Origin of the sequence: Capnocytophaga sp. oral taxon 903, assembly GCF_013394785.1 — a bacterium.
Classification (GTDB): Bacteria; Bacteroidota; Bacteroidia; order Flavobacteriales; family Flavobacteriaceae; genus Capnocytophaga; species Capnocytophaga ochracea.
Window position 1 is genome coordinate 909029 of record NZ_JABXYW010000002.1, and the last position, 18025, is coordinate 927053.

Below are 18025 nucleotides of genomic sequence, written 5' to 3' on the forward strand. Positions count from 1 at the left end.
TTGTTATATCTTTGCGCCGTGAAATTAATTAGTTTACATTTAGTAACCAAAAACCATACAAACAATGAAAAAGATTATTCTATCACTGCTATTAGCAGTAACGGTAAATGGTTTTGCACAATCTTCTTTTAAAGGAACCTTGTTGAATACTGAAAAAAAGCCTGTGAGTGCTGCCAATGTACTCCTAATGACTCTCCCCGACTCTACCCTCGTAAAAGGGGCAATAAGCAATCAGCGAGGTGTTTTTGAACTACCCAATGCCGCTGAGGGGAAAAAGGTGGTTATCAAAATTACGCATTTGGAATATCAAACGGTGGTATTTACGCCCTCGGGGAGTAACTTGGGCACCATTGTTTTGACCCCTGCTACCAATCAGTTGGGCGAGGTAGTGGTAACGGCACATCGCCCTATCTTAGAACAGAAGGGTACGCGCATCAGTACTAATGTGGCGCAATCGACCTTGCAGAACCTCCCCAAAGCCGAAATGCTTATCAACTTCTTGCCTGGGGTAAGCACTTCCTACACCGGTGGAGGTTATGAGGTGTTTGGCAAAGGAAATCCTATCTTCTACATTGATAACCGCAGGGTGCGCAATTTAGATGAGGTGAATCAGTTATCGCCCAAAGATATTGAGAGCATAGAGCTGGAAACCCAACCTGGTGCAGAACACGACAATACGGTGGGTGCGGTAATTTATATCAAACTGAAAAAGAAACAAGGCGATGGACTGAGCGGCTCTGTAGATAGCGATGTTTACTTAGTAAAAAAGGGCTCTTCGACAGAGAGTTGGCTCAACCTAAACTATCGCAAAGGCAAAACCGACTGGTTTACTACCATTGGCAACTTCAACAACTTCAACAAGAAAAATGCCGACCTCTATCAGGATTTGCAAGTACATACCCAAAGTAATGATTGGCGCGTAACGAGCGACGAAACTAACGAAAGTAATGCCAAAGGAATAAATGCTAAAATAGGGGTAGCTCACGAGATTTCGGACAAACATTCCATAGGCGCAAGTGTGAGAGGGAGTGTAGAACCTTGGGTAGGACATAGGTTTAGCACCCAAGAAACCGCTACCTTCAAAAATAACCTCCTTACTGCCAAAGGGCTCAATGAATACGACCGCTTTAGCCAAGATAAAAAGTTAAGCATTAATGCTTATTACGAAGGTAAACTTACCGACAAACTGAAACTGCAAACCGATGTAGATTATATCGGTCAGCGTTCCGATAACACTTCCGATGTTGTGGAGCGCAACCTCCTAAGTGCTACCTCTCGTAACGTGCACACCCATTCCGATGCTGCTTCCGATTGGTGGGGACTCAAAACTACTTTCTTGCAAACCCTTGGCAAGGGCGCTATAAACTATGGCGTAGAGGCAAGCGACCTGCATCGCACTGAGGACTATACCGATAATGTGCTTTCGGCTTCGGATATTAAGAATACCGAAACGCGTTCGGCTGGTTTTGTGAGCTTCTCTTACCCTATTAAAAAAGTGAATTTGAAACTCGGTACGCGTTACGAGTACGCCGACTTTGGTTATTACGAAAACGGACAAAAAAGCCCCGTAAAAAGCAAGACCTACCGCGATTGGTTACCCAATATTTCTATCGCATTCCCTTGGGATAAAACTCAACTGACCTTTAGTTATGCACGCAAAATTAAACGTCCGGCTTTTTATGAACTCAGCGACTACAACACTTATATTTCTCCTTTCTTGTACAATCGCGGAAACCCATATATTGTACCTCAGCTTACTGATGAATGGAATGCCTTGGCTACTTATGGTCCTATTTCGGCTTCGGTAAGTTATTCGAATATTCACAAGGGTATTTATTCCGATTACCAACTCTCAAGCATCAATCCCGATGCCGTTGAAAAAACCCTTCGCAATTACGATGATTTTAGCGAACTGAAATGTGTGCTCAATGCGCAAACCCAAATAGGCAAATGGATGCCTAAACTCACGCTCACTTATAAAAAACCTTTTGCTAACAATGTGTTTTACACCAATGAAGGTAGGTTTATGGTAGAAATGATGAACCAAATTACTCCTACTGAAAACTGGTTGCTTTTGGCATTGTTTACCTATGCGAGCAAAGGTTCAAACCGAGAAGCCTACGCCTATAAGGATATAAGTGGAGTGGTTGTGGGGGTTGCCCGTATGTTCTTTCACCAATCGCTTACGGTGTATACCGTAATTTCCGACCCTTATAACGGTCTCAATGAGCACACACGCGTACAAAATCCGTACATTAGCAATAGTACTGCTCAGAATTACGGCAATATAAGTTTTAAAGTAGGACTGAACTACAATTTCAACACCACCCAAAGCAAGTATAAAGGACAAGGAGCGGGAGAAGAAGAGAAGAACCGCTTGTAATGAGGAAATGAGGAAATGAGGGTGCGAGCCGCACGGGCGGTGAAAAATTAGCAAATTAGAAAATTTGGAAATGAGAAAATGTGGAGGGTTGAGGGGTTCGGAAAATATCGGAAGAGTTCGGAAGAGGGGAAATGGGATTTTTGGTGAAAAAAGGGTGTAAGATGGGTGGGGTTAGCTTATAGAGAGCTTATAGGAAGCTTATACGAATCTTGGACGATTGGTATAGAAAGGGTATATAAGTGATTGATTCATAGTATAATACAGTGACACGAAAAATGGTAAAAACGGGGTTTCGAGGCGAAAGAAAAGGAATAGGCACTAGGCCTTAGGCCATAGGCAATAGGGGGGAGTATGACGGAAAGGGGAAGAAATGACGAATGAAGATTGAAGAGTGGCAAGTGACGATGTGGATTTCCTTCAAGGGGGGAATGTAGCGACGGGAAAAGGAGAAAAGAGCAGAAAACAATTGTTAAAAGGTAGTATATTTTTGAAATCAAAAAAAATGTACTACCTTTGTGCTTTCTAAGTTACGTTAGTTATCATAATAGTATTTTTGCTGATAAGGGAAATAAAGACGGCTATCGTACACGAACAAGAATATTTATAAAACATATATTAACCCTTAATTTGGGGTTCTAACTAATCAACAATCGTGAATAAAGAACATTTAAAACAATTAGAAGCTGAAAGTATTTACATAATGCGGGAAGTAGCCGCGCAGTTTGAGCGTCCTGCCTTGCTTTTTAGTGGTGGTAAGGACTCTATTACCTTGGTGCACTTGGCAATGAAAGCCTTTGCTCCTATGAAGATTCCTTTCCCTTTGGTACATATCGACACGGGTCATAACTTCCCCGAAGCACTTGAATACCGCGATGCTCTTGCTAAACGCATAGGTGCGGAACTGATTGTGCGACAAGTAGAAGACACCATTAAAGCGAAAGGACTTACCGAGCCCAAAGGTAAGTTTGCTTCTCGTAACTGGCTGCAAACACACACTTTATTGGACACTATTGAGGAGTTTCACTTCGACGCCTGCATAGGAGGGGCGCGTAGAGATGAAGAGAAAGCGCGTGCCAAAGAGCGCTTCTTTTCAGTAAGAGACGAGTTTGGTCAGTGGGACCCTAAGTTGCAACGTCCGGAGCTGTGGAACATCTACAACGGTCGGATACAGAAAGGCGAAAACGTGCGTGTGTTTCCTATCTCGAATTGGACGGAATTAGACGTGTGGAATTATATTCAGCAGGAGAAAATAGCACTTCCTTCTATCTATTTTGCGCACAATCGCGAGGTGATTGAGTACGAAGGTAGACTTATTGCGGTGTCGCCTTTTATCCAGATAGATGAAAATGATACTATCCTAAACAAGCGTGTACGCTATCGCACGGTAGGTGATATGACCTGTACTGCTGCCGTAGAGAGCAATGCAGCGACTCTTGAAGAGGTGGTAAATGAAATTACTGCTTCGCGTATTTCGGAACGCGGTGAGACCCGCATAGACGACAAAGTAACGGAAGCGGCAATGGAAGACCGTAAAAAAGGAGGATATTTTTAATGATTAGTAGTTAGTGGTTAATTCTGATATGAAGAATTGCTTGTCGTGCTACGACTTTGGTCAGGTTTTTGTATGAGCAAAGACAATAACTAAAAAACAAGATTACGAATGAGAAAAAGATTTTTATTTACAGCCTTAGTGCTTTTCTTTTTGGCAACTGCGGAATCCTTTGCACAAGCGTTGCAACGCCATAACCTTGTACCTGAAATTAACTTATCACAGCCTAATGGTGAAAAGTTAGCGTTATCTTCATTACGTGGTAAATATGTGCTGGTAGACTTTTGGGCTTCGTGGTGTATGCCTTGCAAGAAGGAAAACAAATACCTCAAACAAGCGTACAAAGAGTTAAAAGGGAAGAATTTTGTAATTCTATCAGTATCGATAGATAGACCTAAGGATAAAGACGCTTGGCAGGACGCTATTAAAATAGAAGGAATGGTGTGGCATAATGTGTGGGACAACGATGGTAAAACCGCTGAGAAATATGGGGTAACGAGTATCCCTGCGCCTTTTCTCATAGACCCCGAAGGAAACTTATTGTCGCAAGGAGATAACCTAAGATCTAATGATTTAATGAAAACGCTGAAGAAATACATCAAATAGTTGTAGCGCGACGGGCGTTTTTTGTTATATTGAACTGACGTTAAAAAAATATATAAAGATTTTTACAATGAAGAAAATCAAGTTTATGATGCTACTGAGCGTAGCCATAGGATTGGGGAGTTGCTCTACCAGTACCCAAGCGGTATATTGGGTAAATAGCTCCCAAGTAGAAAGCAGTGCAGGAGATAGCAAAATGCAGTGCTTGCAAGTGTACAAAGGCGATAATCTGAGTAAAGCACAATGGGAGTCTTTTTGTGCTCCTATTGAAGGTTTTACCTTTGAAGAAGGCTACTTTAAGAAGATAGAAGTAAGCGAAAAACCGCTGAAGGACGTCTCCGCCGGTGCGCCAAATATTGCTTATACTTTGGTGCGCGAAATAGAAAAGGTGAAAGACTCTCGGTTTGATTTGCAAGGCGAATGGAAACTGGTGAGTATGGGAGAAATGGCTATCACTCCTGAGGCACAGCCTACATTAAAGCTCAATATCAGAGAAATGAAGGTAAACGGCTCTGACAGCTGTAATACCTTTATGGGAAGTATTAAAACCCTCACCGATAAAGAACTTGTATTTGGTGATTTAGCTTCTACACTAATGCTTTGTGCAGAAAAAATGGAGGTTGCTGATGCTTTTGGTATGGCTATGCAAAAGGTAAGACAATACCAGCTAAAAGGTGACCAACTGTTGCTTACCGATGAGCAAGGAGGCGTACTCCTTACTTTTGCAAAGAAATAGTTATTTCAATTATTAAAAAATAAAGGCTGTGCAGAGCGTTCTGCACAGCCTTTCTTGATTATATTGGTGTTTAACTAATCATCTTCTTCGTCATAGTTGTCGGCTTCATCGTATTCCTCTTCAGAATACTCGGGCTCTACTGCCTTTTTATCTTTAGCCTTAGTACTCTTTTTACCTTTTTTAGGATTAGAAGAGAGTTCATTATGTTTAAGCCATTCGCGTAGTTCTACTTCTATTTGTTCAGCTATTTCTGGATTGTCGTTAAGCATTGCAATAGAGGCATCACGTCCTTGACCTAATCGGGTGCCTTTATAGCTATAAAAAGCACCGCTTTTATCTACAATATCAGCCTCAACGCCTAACTCAAGAAGTTCAGCAGACTTAGAGATACCTAAGCCAAACATAATATCGAAAGTAGCGGTTTTAAAAGGCGATGCTACTTTGTTTTTGACTATTTTCACCTTGGTTTTATTACCTATGATTTCGCCATTGCTGTCCTTAATAGCAGCGCTTCCTTGAGGTCCTCCGTCTTTACGGATATCTATACGCACAGAGGCATAAAATTTAAGTGCATTACCCCCTGTAGTTGTTTCGGGGTTTCCAAAAGTAATACCTATTTTATCACGCAACTGATTGATGAAAATAACGATACATTTTGCTTTGCTAATACTACCAGTGATTTTGCGTAAAGCCTGAGACATTAGTCGGGCGTGAAGCCCCATTTTAGAGTCTCCCATTTCGCCATCAATCTCACCTTTGGGAGTAAGTGCTGCCACCGAGTCGATTACTACGAGGTCTACTGCATTGGAACGAATAAGAGCATCAGCAATTTCAAGAGCTTGTTCACCACTGTCAGGCTGAGTAATCAATAGATTTTTAACATCTACACCTAAGCGTTGTGCGTAAACAGGGTCGAAAGCGTGTTCAGCATCGATAAAAGCAGCTGTCCCTTTAGCTTTTTGTACTTCGGCGATAGCGTGCAGTGTAAGGGTGGTTTTACCAGAAGATTCAGGCCCATAAATTTCGATTACGCGCCCTTTAGGGTATCCACCAACGCCTAAAGCGGCATCGAGCCCGATAGAACCGGTAGAGTAAACTTCTACGTCTTCGACAGGATTATCGCCTAAGGCACGTACGGTTCCTTTGCCATAGGTTTTGTCTAATTTTTCTAAGGTGAGTTTTAGAGCTTGTTTTTTAGCCTCTTCTACACTCATTTCCTTGTTATCTTTTGTTGTTTTAGCCATTTTATACTAGATTGTTTTAATAGGGCAAAGATACAAAATCAAATGATAAATACAATAATGTAGCGTAATTATTTTAGTTTTTCATTATTGTGATGACGGTCGTGGTCACGTTGTGTTTTTTTTAGCATCTTCTTATCGAAAGCCTCTTGCAAGTCAATCCCTGTTTGATTGGCTAAGCAAAGTACTACAAATACTACATCAGCGAGTTCCTCGCCTAAATCTTTGTTTTTATCACTTTCTTTCTCGGACTGTTCTCCATAACGGCGAGCAATAATACGGGCAACCTCTCCTACTTCCTCAGTGAGCTGTGCCATATTGGTAAGTTCATTAAAATAGCGAACACCGTGTTCTCTAATCCAATTATCAACTGCTAATTGCGCATTCTTGATATCCATGTTTACAAATTTATTTTCTATTAAAAAACTGCTTTAAAAGAGCATTGCTTTTGATAGCAACGCTCTTTCAAAGCAGTTTAAAGAATATTTCTGTGAATTTAAAATTAGTTTGTCCACATATCTTGCTCTCTGTCGCGAATTTTCTCTTTAATTTTGTCAGCTTCTAACAATTGGAAGAGTGCATTATCAGGGAGGTATTCCTTGATTTTTCTGTCGCCGTATACATTCGCTTCTTTAAATATCACGGAACTGAACATTCGTGCATTTAAAACGTGGTCGAAAGACACAGGACGAGCATCATTCTTCCTATTAAAGGTTTTCGCTTCGTGCAAAATATCGCGTACTTGCGGATAGAATACCCAGAATAGAGGTACTAATGCCGACATAGTAGAGTCATCAGAATCTATAAAGTTTACGTCGGGAGCTACAGGAGCTAACGCGAGCAAACGATATTTTAATTCACCTTGGCGTTTGTCGAAATACCAAATACCTCTAATGTGGTACTGAGCGATATCTGCAGACTCTAAGTTTCTATGAGTTACATATTCAGGAGAAAGAGCTTCACCTGCGTTAAGTTGCTCATAGCCTACATCTAAAGTATCTACCTTTGATAGTGATGCTTCTATTGACTCAGCTGTTTTTGTTTGAGTAAAATAAGAATCTACATAGATATCTTGAATTTTACCATTTTTGATGTTCTTTAGAAGTACATCATACAATGAGCGACGATAAGCATCTATTTCCAAGGTATCGGTAGGGAAAAGGAGGGGAAAGTTAGCTCTCTCGTTGAGGTCGATTACTTCCCATACCTCTACTGACCAAAGGATATCGCGGTCGTCCACATAGCCATAAGGTAGTGGTTTGTCATTATCAGCTTCTATTCGAGCTTCAGATTTAACACCTATATCGCTTGCTACTTTTGCGTTTAAGATGTTTACCTGAGCTTTGGAGAGCTGAAATGCAAATACTGAAAGCAATAATAATATTATATTTTTTACGTGCATAATAATGTTTATCTTAGTTTGTTATTTCAACTACGATTGGTGATACAGGAGGCAATCTGAGGTCAGAGTTACCAATGATACTTGCTTTCACGTCAAATATCTGGATTTTATCACCACGTTTAGCTCTTAGAACAGCTGCTCTTGCTTGTTCGTTCATTCTGCTACCTTTCACGTATACACTTGGTTGTCCTGGAATGAACACTTTAAATTCGTTTACTTGTAGTTTCAAGTCGAAGTCGAAGTCTTCCAAAACAGCCATCACAGGCATTACAGATACGTTTGCTTTTGGTAATTTAGCGTTTCCAATTTGTCCGCCCAAGCTGGTTACAGCACGTGGGATATTTTTAATACGGAACATTTTAGAAGAGCTGAATTTTTGTCCTGCAAGCTCACCTGTTACGTGAATAGTAACTTCTCTACCTTGTCCTGGACGCATTACCCAAGCACCACTACCACTCGCTTTAGATAAACCAGGTGCTGATGCTGAAATTTTGTTATCAGGAACACCAGGCATAGAGATAGTGATAGGGTTAGCAACACCACGATACACCACGTTCATCTTATCAGCTGAAATAACTGCTGAGTTTGGTTTAGGAATTACAGAGAAAGATTGTGCTACAGGTACAGCAATACGTTTTCCGTCTTGGTCGAAGTACAAGTTACCTGTGATTTTGTGGTCACCTGTATTACCTGCTGAAATGTTTAATTTCACACGACCATCTTCAATGGTGTATTCACTTGTTCCTAACTTTCTACCGTCGATAGCAATGTCTACTTCATTAGGACGTGTAGTAGCGTCTTTTCTACCCAATACGATAGAACCATCGAATTTCTCACCTTGATAATACGCTCCTTTACTTTGCTCAAGTAAAGTTGTATAGTTAGTCATTGAAACTTGTGATTTCAAGCTACCTGCCAAAGCAGTATCGAAAAATTCTTGTTGAGTAGTTAAGATGTCTGACTGCATCATTGAGAGTTTTGCTAAAGTTGCAACGTAAGGGAACCCTTCAAAGTTAAAATTTAACCATTTTACGGTTCTGCCTTCTCTATTCTTTACATCGTCAGTATTAAAGTTTACGCTTACTTTATCGGCCAAAGCTTTATAAGCTGGATTATCTCCCAATACTTTTAATACTCCTTCGCGATAGGTTTTCATTTTTTCAATGAATTCACTTGCGTGAGCTTTAGCTTGTGCTCCCTCAGCAAAGAAATAATTGTCAGTAAAATCTGACTGATCCATTGCCTGATAGTTTCTTTGATTTACAGGAATGTCTTTTTGACCAATTACATCTTCCACTTTGGTTTTAATATCTTGGATATAGCTGTACAATCCATCTGATAGTTCCTTTATTTGTTTGGATTGTTCATATATCTCACCATATTGAGCTTGATTCTCATTTGCTTTATTTGCTAATTCGGCCAAAGCATTAGATGTGCTTTCATTAGCTCTTTTGTTTGATGATTCAAACTTTTGATTCACTAACCCGAATGCATCTAGTACTTGCTTACCCATATTCAATGCGATCATTGCAAGGAATACTAAGTACATCAGGTTAATCATCTTCTGTCTAGGACTTAATTTTCCACCTGCCATAAGCTATTTTTTTAATAAGTTAATAAATAATTACTCTTATCGTGCGCCGCCCATTGCAGATAACATTCCTCCATAGATAGTGTTCAAAGATCTTAGGTTGTCTTTAAACGTAAGCATTTGCTGATTTAATGAATCTAAGTTATCAACAACACCTGCTTGTGCAGATACTTGTCTTTCTGTTCTTTCTAATTGTAGTTTGTAAAGGCTGTTCAATGACTCTAAGTTTGATGCTGCTGCTGAAAGCTCTTCACCATATTTGTGAGTAGCCACCATCGTATTAGCCACTGGAGCGATTTCTTTACTTGCTTCTGCGAAGTTTTCAATAGATCTTCCTAATGAACGCATCATATTAGCATCAATACGAGCTTCTGCTAAAATATTATCTAATTTTTGTGATAATGATTCTCTAAGAATCTTATCTTCTCCTGACTGTAAAGCCAAAGCTCCTTGGCGTCCTGATGGAGCACCACCTTTTAACTCGGGATAAACCAATGACCAATCGAACTCTTCATCTATTGGTTCAAAAGCTGAGAAGAAGAAGACGAATGCTTCTGTTCCCATCCCTACTGCTAACAATACGCCACCGCTGATACCTAAGATATCCACGTGCAAAATTTTGGCTAAGGCACCGATAATTACAACTGAGGCACCTATACCATAAACCATATTAAACAATTTCTTTGTTGATCTACTTCCTGCCATAAGACTTTTTTTTATTTGTTAAATTTATTAGTTAATTTGTTTGATTTTTCTTTTAATTCTATCTGTATCCTCTTGCTGATTTAGCCTGTTGTTTGTCGCTGATACCCATAAAATCTTGTACGGTACGGAACCCTATATAACTACGGGCTGAGTCTTGGTACTCATAATCACGGGTATTTACTTGCAACATAAAGGCAACGTCTTTCCAAGAACCTCCACGTATTACTTTACGGTGATTCTTGTCATCAAGTACGTTAGGATTCATTGTAGACATATATTCATATGAATTGGGATCATATGAGGTGTTTGTCCATTCTGATACGTTACCTGCCATATTGTAGAGGTTGTAACCATTAGGTTCGTACGACTTAGCTTCTACGGTATAGAGTGCATTATCAACAGCATAGTCACCACGCATTGGTTTAAAGTTTGCAAGGAAACAAGCTCTATCATCATAGGTATAAGGACCTCCCCAAGGATAAGTACCTCCTGGCAGACCACCACGTGCTGCGTATTCCCATTCCGATTCAATTGGCAAACGGAAAGAATTTACTGTGTAATCTCCTTTTGATTTTTGATAAGAGTTTTTGTTAAGAGTACGCCATTCACAGAAGGCTTTGGCTTGAATCCAGCTAACACCTACCACAGGATAGTCACCATAGGCTTCGTGCCAAAAATAGTCGTTGTGCATTGGCTCATTATAAGAATAGTTGAAGTCGCGAATCCACACAGTAGTATCAGGATATACTTTCACGATTTCCTCTTTGATGAAGTCTTTACGGTTACCGCGAGTACGAGCGGCTTTATCCATATCAAGCCATTGATATTTAAACTCGAACTTCTGAACGTCCATAATGCGTTTGCCATTGTAAGCTTCTTCTTCGGGCAAATACATTTTGTCCATTACTTCCGAGTAGTATTCATCTGGGAATTTATTAGTGTCCCAAATAAGTGCTACTTTCTTGTTCAATTTTCGTGCTTTTTGGTCGCCATATGTGTTTTGAAGATACTGCTGATAAGCATTCATCTTCTCGGTGTTCGCATCTAAGTATGCGTATTCACCGATACCTCCACTGCCTTGGGTCTGACCGGTTTGTTCCGCCATTTCAGCTAACTGAGTACGGATAATTGAATCGCGAACCCAATTCACGAATTGGCGATACTCACTATTTGTGATTTCGGTTTCGTCCATATAGAACGACCCCACGCTCACAGTTTTCACTGGTGCGTTAAAACTCGCAGTTTTATCATCATCGGAACTACCCATAATGAAAGAACCACTCGGAATAAGCGTCATACCGTAAGGAGCAGGCTGTTTCCAGCTCTTCCCCTTAACACCTACAAGCTCTCCTTTGCTGTCGCCACCGCCACGCTTACACGCAGCTAGTACTAATAGTACAAGTAGCATTACAAATATTCTTCTTGCCATAAACATTGTTTAAATTCACATTTAATTAGGGCGCAAACGTACGCATTTATTTTATACACACAAAATTTATTCAACAATATTTTTCAATAACCTACAAACTTTAACACTATTTTTACATTTTAACCCCTTTTACCCCTTGAAATGTAAAAAAAAAGTAAAAGAATGAGTTTACTTTTTACCCTATTTAATACTTCTTTTGTAAACACTTTTGGCTACTAAATAGTATAAAAAGCTGTGTAATATTGTTACGAAGCTATTTTCCTTTTTCCTCTCCCCTACTCTTTATCGGAGTGTTTTAATCCCCATATTCCAAAGAGTGAATGCTTGCAAATCGGCGTTTTGTTCTATAGTTTTGCTCACTGGTGTCCCTGCTCCGTGTCCTGCATTGGTCTCTATTCGTATAAGAATAGGGTTGTTGCCCGTTTGTTTTGCTTGCAATTCCGCAGCAAACTTAAAACTGTGAGCAGGTACTACTCTATCGTCGTGGTCACCTGTTGTTATAAGGGTAGCAGGATAAGCCACTCCTTGTTTTACATTGTGTAAGGGTGAATAGCCTTTTAAGTATTCAAACATTTCTTTGCTATCATCAGATGTGCCATAATCATAAGCCCAGCCTGCTCCTGCGGTAAAAGTGTGATAACGCAACATATCGAGTACACCTACTGCGGGTAAAGCTACCTTAAACAGGTCGGGGCGTTGTAACATAGTGGCTCCTACCAAGAGCCCTCCGTTAGAGCCTCCTCTGATAGCAAGATATTGGGGAGAGGTGTATTTCTCCTTTACAAGATATTCAGCAGCTGATATAAAATCGTCGAATACGTTTTGCTTTTGCATCTTAGTGCCTGCATCGTGCCATTGTTTACCATATTCTCCTCCTCCACGTAAGTTAGGAACAGCATATACACCCCCGAGTTCTAACCACACCGCATTGGCAACACTGAATGTAGGCATCAAACTGACATTGAACCCTCCATATCCATATAATAAGGTAGGATTTTTACCGTTGAGCTTGATTCCTTTTTTATAGGTAATCATCATTGGTATTTTTGTGCCGTCTTTTGATGTGTAAAACACTTGCTTCGATTCGTAGTTGTTGGCATCGAAAGCAATAGCGGGCTTCCAATAGAGTTCAGTAGCTCCTGTTGCCAAATCCATTTTGTATATTTGGGTAGGATATGCGTAATTGGTGAAACTAAAATAGGTGTGTGTTTCATCTTTTTTAGCATAAAAACCTCCCGCACTACCTATACTGGGAAGCTTCACTTCGCGAATGAGTTTCCCCTCGTAGTCGTATTGTTTTACCTGAGAAAGAGCATCTACCATATATTTGGCAAACAGGTATTTGCCTGCGGTAGTAATACTGAGCACATTCTTGGTTTCGGGGATAACATCTTGCCAATGCTCTGGCTGTGGATTTTTAAAGTCTACTTTCACTAAGCGACCGTTAGGCGCATTCAGGTTGGTTTCTAAAAAGAGGGTTGTGCCTTGGTTATTTACAAATCCTGTATCTCCATCGAAGTTGTTGGTAATAGTTACCAAAGAAGATTTAGGATTAGATAAATCTTTTACAAATAGTTTATTACCTGAGGTCGCATTGGCAACCGAAATGAACAGATATTTCCCGTCATTGGATACTGTACCCGACACATAACGATATTTCTCCGTTGGTGTGCCACCAAAAATGAGCTTATCACTCTTTTGAGATGTGCCAAGTTTGTGATAATAAAGTTTGTGCTGGTCAGTTTTTGCTGATAGCTCACTGCCTTTGGGTTTGTCGTAGCTGGAATAGAAGAAGCCTTCATTGCCTTTCCACGCTATACTACTAAACTTTATATCTACTAAGGTATCACCTATTGCCTTTTTAGTTTTCGCATCGAGCACTATCCCTTTACGCCAATCGCTACCGCCTTCTGAGATGAGATAAGCTACTAACGAACCATCTTCGGAGAAAGCGACGTCTCCTAATGAAGTTGTTCCGTCCTTAGAAAAAGTATTCGGATTTAAGAAAATTTCTTCTTTGCCTTCTTTATCTTTGCGATAGAGCACCGATTGGTTTTGTAAGCCGTCGTTCTTGTAATAATAGGTATAATCTCCTTCGGTAAAAGGAGCGCTCAGTTTCTCATAGTTCCAGAGTTTCTCGAGTTTCTCTTTTATTGCTTGTCGATAAGGTATTTTGGAGAGATAACCAAACGTAAAATCGTTTTGGGCTTTTACCCACTGAGCGGTTTCAGCAGAACGGTCATCTTCGAGCCAACGGTAAGGGTCAGACACCTGAGTGCCGAAGTAAGTATCGACGGTATTATCCATACGTGTTTGAGGATAGTTCATCTTTTCGTCGTTAGTGTTGTTAGGGTTTTGATTGCAGGCTACTAAAAGAAGTAGCGTTGCGGAGAATAAGGAATGTTTCATATTATAAATTATTAGTAATGTTTATTAAAAATATAGGTTCGCTTTTATCTATAAAAAAGGGTGCCTAAAAATATTGCTATTTTTAAAACACCCCATATTCTTAATTTAGTTATAAAATCTCTCAGCTTAGAAGAACAAAGCTACCCCGATACCAACACCGAAGTTGCCTATTCTCGTTTCTGCTTTATTGTCTTGTTTGTTCTTCAAGTTCATATAGTCATAACCTACATAACCTGTAAGAGCAGCACCTTGGTTTACAAAGTAAGCCATACCTCCTTTTACTCCTAATGCCAATCCTCTTTCTTTATCACTATTATTATCTCCTGCTGAAGCCCAAGCATATCCTACTTTTGCTCCTACAAAAGGTGCTAAGTTGCCACCGATAGGAAAATAATAATGTGCATTAGGAGCTATAACAAACGCAGAAGTTGTTCCCTTTGTTTCTGAACCTGCTACAGGTTTTACTTTGGTAGTAGTACTTTGGTACTCTAAACCTAAACCTACTGCTAAATTATTAATTACAAAATAATTTAAATTAGGTACAAACTTAAATGTATTTTGCGTTTGTACATTACCTGATGTTCCGTCATAACGAGGTGTTTCTTTAACAGAGTTAAATGAAAGAGCCAAGTCAGAGCCTACCATCCAGTTTCCTTTTTCAGTTTGTGCGTATGTAGCGCTTGCAAAAGCAACTGCTACGATTAATAAAAATTTTTTCATACTATTCTATATTTTTATTGTTATTAATAAGGCAAAGGTACAACTTATTTTCGAATGTGCAAATTTTTTTAAAGAAATTTTTCGTTTTGTCGTCGTGCTACGGCTACCCGTGTGTCCTCCCCTGTCCAACAAATCTAACCAACAAAACGTGTGACATTAGGAGATAGCAACACTATAAACTCAATCAATATTCAACTATAATTTAATTAACCTTCATTGTAGAGCCACTGTAGAGCCACTGTAGAGCCACTGTAGACCCACTGTAGACCCACTGAAAACCCACTGTAGTTCCGTTTAAAGTTTATTTAACGTCTATTAAAAATATACAACACCGATTTACAAGCACGTTTGTATCACAATCCGTGTAAATCCAGCAACGAAGTTGCCTATCCGTGTCCATCACATTTGTCAATTGTCAATTATCAATTGAAAAACTATCCGTACTATCCGTGAAATCTGTGCGAGATATTTAAAACAGCAAAGCTGTTTATTTATTTGTTTGATTTTTTTTTGAGATTTGTAAGATTTCTGTAGCGTAAGCTACACTTTTATTACACCCAACCCTCCTTAATTAACACCCGTTCAAAATCTACACCACCAATTCACAATTACGTTTGTATTACAATCTGTGTAAATCCAACAACGAAGTTGCTCTTCCGTGCCCATCACATTTGTCAATTGTCAATTATCAATTGAAAAAATATCCGTGAAATCTGTGCGAGACATTTAAAACAGCAAAGCTGTTTATTTGTCTGATTTTTCTAAAGATTTGTGTAAATCCAGCAACGAAGTTGCCCTTCCGTGCCCATCACATTTGTCAATTGTCAATTATCAATTGAAAAACTATCCGTGCTATCCGTGAAATCTGTGCGAGACTTTTTAATATTTGTTTGATTTTTTCAAAGATTTGTGTAAATCCAGTAACGAAGTTGCCCTTCCGTGTCCATCACATTTGTCAATTGTCAATTATCAATTGTCAATTGAAAGACTTTCTGTAGCGTAAGCTACACTTTTATTACATCAACTAAAAAAGGGTGTCTTAAAAAATATCTCTACTTTTTAAAACACCCCATACTTATAATTATGAAGGATTTCCTACTTATTTAGAAGAACAAAGCTACACCTATACCTACACCCAAAACACCCTCTTTTGCTTTGCGTTTACTGTTATCTGTATTTTTTAAAGAAAAATGGTCATACTCTGCATAAGCTGTAAGAGCAGCACCTCGGTTTACAAAGTAAGCCAAGCCTGCTTTACCTCCTACTACTAAACCATTCCATTCACCATTAGTACCCGGTTGGTTTTCTCTGCTTGCAAAACCTACTTTTGCTCCCACAAAAGGTGCTAAACTTCCTCCTGTAGGAAAATAGTAATGTGCAGTAGGAGCAATTATAAGGGTATTCGATTTGTTTTCCCAATTATCACCCCTTTTATCTTTTGAATGTTCATAACTCACCCCTAAACCTACTGCTAAATTATGAACCACAAAGTAATTAAAGTTAGGTGTGATTTTAAAAGTAGTTACTGTTTGATCTAATTCTGTAACTTGGTCATTTTTCACTACTAAGTTTTTAGATTGAAATGAAAGACCTAAATCGGCACCTACCATCCAGCTTCCTTTTCCAGTTTGTGCGTAAGTAATAGTTGCAAAAACAACGGCTACTACTAATAAAATTCTTTTCATACTGTTCATTTTTTGTTTTTAATTAAGGCAAAGATACGAAATAATTACAAATTACAAAATACAAATTACAAAAAATGTTTTTTCACTTTTCACTAATGGCAAAAAACTACCATATCTAATCCGTTTTTAAGACAAAAATCGATATTTTCTTTTAAGCCTATAAATTCACTATTTAAAATAGTAGCGGTATAGCAAACCATCATCGGCAAAAGCGTATAACACATTTTGATTATAGTAAAGTTTTTCAATATAACTTTCGGCTTCAAACTCTTTTTGCCAAGTATTGCCTCCATCAGTAGTTTTGTAGATAACCTTGCCTGATGATTGCCAGCCTGTATTTTCATCTTGAAAAGCTAAGGATCGTACACCAATAGGAATTTCAAAAGGTAATTTTTGCCAAGAATATCCTCCATCAGTAGATTTGTATATTTTGTTAACTGATCCTGATATTAAACAATAGCCTATTTGATTAGTAGGAAAATCTACAGCAACAGCCCATTCAAATTCATCCTCAAACACATACTCTGTCCATTGTTCATTATTACCATTACAGAATAGTATTTTAGGCTTGTGTTTTCTACTATTCTGACCTGCAATCCATATATGATTTATATCTCTTTTAAAAGCGTTCCATTGATAATCCACATTACTGGTTTCAGAAAGATTAGCTTCTCTTATAGGATAAAAATCTTTTCCGTTAGTTGATTTATAGACATCTCCACGTATTGAGACTACAATGATATTTTTCATTTCATCATCACAAATCACTCTATTGAATTGAACCCCCCTTTTACTAAAAATTCTTTTTCCACTATTAATAAAAGGGTTAGGAGTTTTTGTTCCTCCAATAGGTACTTTGTATACACCATCAAAATCTACATTCAGACCTTCGTGAGAAGGGGTAATATAAAAATCAGAAAGATAACTGAATCCACCTGTATTTGCCCATTTTTCCCAAGTGATACCATTATCTTTGCTAAAAATCACAATATTTCCAGAGGATTTATCCCATACTTGTGTACTATATATGTAATCTCCTATGATTTGGGTTTTTACATTATATAAATATTCAGCATTGGCTACATCCCATTGAGTTTTTACCCATTGTCCTACGACTTTATCAATGATACCTATTTTTTGTTCATAGTCATTGGTTACTTTGTTGTCTACCACAGTTTTTTCGCCAAAATGGAATTTTAGTTCTGGCAAATAGGTACTACTGCGGGGTAATACAAGGGTGAGTTTCTTGCCATCGGCTGAAACTGAGGTGATAGTAGCTTCAGTATCTCCAAAAGTTACTTTACATTGTTCTTTTTTAGGAAAATTTTCGCCTAAAATATCTACACTATCACCTGCATAGCCGTAGTTTTTGCTATACGAAGTGATAACAATTGCTTTTTGTTCTACGGGTGGGGTAACATTGCCGTTACCGTTCCCATTTCCGTTTCCATTGTTAGGGTTAGAATCGTCTTTGCTACAAGAGGTGAGTAGTAAGAGCACTAAGCCTACTGCTTTTAAAACTTGTTTCATATACATTTTATTTTTAGCGTTTTACATTGCAAAAGTAATATT

14 protein-coding genes are annotated in these 18025 nt (G+C 38.8%); 4 read left to right on the plus strand and 10 right to left on the minus strand.

Annotated features, from left to right (window positions below; genetic code table 11):
- Positions 1–64: 64 nt before the first annotated feature.
- The 4 genes from HW279_RS03820 to HW279_RS03835 all read left to right on the plus strand — a co-directional run bounded on the left by HW279_RS03820 (position 65) and on the right by HW279_RS03835 (position 5271).
- On the plus strand, positions 65–2383 hold the full coding sequence (locus HW279_RS03820) for an outer membrane beta-barrel protein (protein WP_178958024.1): 2319 nt from the start codon (positions 65–67) through the stop codon (positions 2381–2383).
- A gap of 652 nt (positions 2384–3035) precedes the next feature.
- Positions 3036–3935 (plus strand): sulfate adenylyltransferase subunit CysD, encoded by a 900-nt coding sequence (cysD, locus tag HW279_RS03825; protein ID WP_002674358.1) that lies wholly within the window; start codon positions 3036–3038, stop codon positions 3933–3935.
- A gap of 108 nt (positions 3936–4043) precedes the next feature.
- Positions 4044–4538 carry a TlpA family protein disulfide reductase gene (locus HW279_RS03830; protein WP_178958025.1) on the plus strand — a complete coding sequence of 165 codons (495 nt, stop codon included), beginning with the start codon at positions 4044–4046 and terminating at the stop codon, positions 4536–4538.
- 67 nt (positions 4539–4605) lie between these two features.
- Positions 4606–5271, plus strand: coding sequence for a DUF4377 domain-containing protein (locus tag HW279_RS03835; RefSeq protein WP_178958026.1), 666 nt, complete (start codon positions 4606–4608; stop codon positions 5269–5271).
- Positions 5272–5345: 74 nt separating this feature from the next.
- Here HW279_RS03835 and recA read toward each other — a convergent pair whose 3' ends face one another.
- The 10 genes from recA to HW279_RS03885 all read right to left on the minus strand — a co-directional run bounded on the left by recA (position 5346) and on the right by HW279_RS03885 (position 17983).
- Positions 5346–6515 (minus strand): recombinase RecA, encoded by a 1170-nt coding sequence (recA, locus tag HW279_RS03840; protein WP_009410503.1) that lies wholly within the window; start codon positions 6513–6515, stop codon positions 5346–5348.
- A 68-nt stretch (positions 6516–6583) separates the two neighbouring features.
- Positions 6584–6910, minus strand: coding sequence for a nucleotide pyrophosphohydrolase (locus HW279_RS03845; protein ID WP_009422344.1), 327 nt, complete (start codon positions 6908–6910; stop codon positions 6584–6586).
- Between the two features lie 104 nt (positions 6911–7014).
- Complete coding sequence (gene gldN, locus HW279_RS03850; RefSeq protein ID WP_178958027.1) at positions 7015–7914, minus strand: gliding motility protein GldN; 900 nt, start codon at positions 7912–7914, stop codon at positions 7015–7017.
- Positions 7915–7927: 13 nt separating this feature from the next.
- Entirely contained in the window at positions 7928–9508 is a 1581-nt protein-coding gene (gene gldM, locus HW279_RS03855) for a gliding motility protein GldM (RefSeq protein WP_178958028.1), read from the minus strand.
- 36 nt (positions 9509–9544) lie between these two features.
- A complete protein-coding gene (gldL, locus tag HW279_RS03860) occupies positions 9545–10210 on the minus strand; it encodes a gliding motility protein GldL (RefSeq protein WP_009420586.1) in 666 nt (221 codons plus the stop codon).
- A 58-nt stretch (positions 10211–10268) separates the two neighbouring features.
- Entirely contained in the window at positions 10269–11645 is a 1377-nt protein-coding gene (gene gldK, locus HW279_RS03865) for a gliding motility lipoprotein GldK (RefSeq protein WP_002674370.1), read from the minus strand.
- Between the two features lie 276 nt (positions 11646–11921).
- The gene (locus HW279_RS03870) at positions 11922–14048 is read right to left on the minus strand and encodes a prolyl oligopeptidase family serine peptidase (RefSeq protein ID WP_178958029.1); all 2127 of its coding nucleotides are present in this window, start codon (positions 14046–14048) and stop codon (positions 11922–11924) included.
- Positions 14049–14174: 126 nt separating this feature from the next.
- Positions 14175–14768, minus strand: a complete 594-nt coding sequence (locus HW279_RS03875; protein ID WP_009422379.1) for an outer membrane beta-barrel protein — start codon at positions 14766–14768, stop codon at positions 14175–14177.
- A 1103-nt stretch (positions 14769–15871) separates the two neighbouring features.
- The gene (locus HW279_RS03880; protein WP_178958030.1) at positions 15872–16462 is read right to left on the minus strand and encodes an outer membrane beta-barrel protein; all 591 of its coding nucleotides are present in this window, start codon (positions 16460–16462) and stop codon (positions 15872–15874) included.
- A 159-nt stretch (positions 16463–16621) separates the two neighbouring features.
- Complete coding sequence (locus tag HW279_RS03885; protein WP_255495765.1) at positions 16622–17983, minus strand: WD40/YVTN/BNR-like repeat-containing protein; 1362 nt, start codon at positions 17981–17983, stop codon at positions 16622–16624.
- Positions 17984–18025 lie beyond the last annotated feature (42 nt).

What these genes read in the sequence shown, in the direction of transcription:
- HW279_RS03820 (WP_178958024.1), top strand. Translation starts at nt 65, where the DNA reads ATGAAAAAGATTATTCTATCACTGCTATTAGCAGTAACGGTAAATGGT.
- HW279_RS03830 (WP_178958025.1), top strand. Translation starts at nt 4,044, where the DNA reads ATGAGAAAAAGATTTTTATTTACAGCCTTAGTGCTTTTCTTTTTGGCA.
- HW279_RS03835 (WP_178958026.1), top strand. Translation starts at nt 4,606, where the DNA reads ATGAAGAAAATCAAGTTTATGATGCTACTGAGCGTAGCCATAGGATTG.
- recA (WP_009410503.1), bottom strand. Translation starts at nt 6,515, where the DNA reads ATGGCTAAAACAACAAAAGATAACAAGGAAATGAGTGTAGAAGAGGCT.
- HW279_RS03845 (WP_009422344.1), bottom strand. Translation starts at nt 6,910, where the DNA reads ATGGATATCAAGAATGCGCAATTAGCAGTTGATAATTGGATTAGAGAA.
- gldN (WP_178958027.1), bottom strand. Translation starts at nt 7,914, where the DNA reads ATGCACGTAAAAAATATAATATTATTATTGCTTTCAGTATTTGCATTT.
- gldM (WP_178958028.1), bottom strand. Translation starts at nt 9,508, where the DNA reads ATGGCAGGTGGAAAATTAAGTCCTAGACAGAAGATGATTAACCTGATG.
- gldL (WP_009420586.1), bottom strand. Translation starts at nt 10,210, where the DNA reads ATGGCAGGAAGTAGATCAACAAAGAAATTGTTTAATATGGTTTATGGT.
- gldK (WP_002674370.1), bottom strand. Translation starts at nt 11,645, where the DNA reads ATGTTTATGGCAAGAAGAATATTTGTAATGCTACTTGTACTATTAGTA.
- HW279_RS03870 (WP_178958029.1), bottom strand. Translation starts at nt 14,048, where the DNA reads ATGAAACATTCCTTATTCTCCGCAACGCTACTTCTTTTAGTAGCCTGC.
- HW279_RS03875 (WP_009422379.1), bottom strand. Translation starts at nt 14,768, where the DNA reads ATGAAAAAATTTTTATTAATCGTAGCAGTTGCTTTTGCAAGCGCTACA.
- HW279_RS03880 (WP_178958030.1), bottom strand. Translation starts at nt 16,462, where the DNA reads ATGAACAGTATGAAAAGAATTTTATTAGTAGTAGCCGTTGTTTTTGCA.
- HW279_RS03885 (WP_255495765.1), bottom strand. Translation starts at nt 17,983, where the DNA reads ATGAAACAAGTTTTAAAAGCAGTAGGCTTAGTGCTCTTACTACTCACC.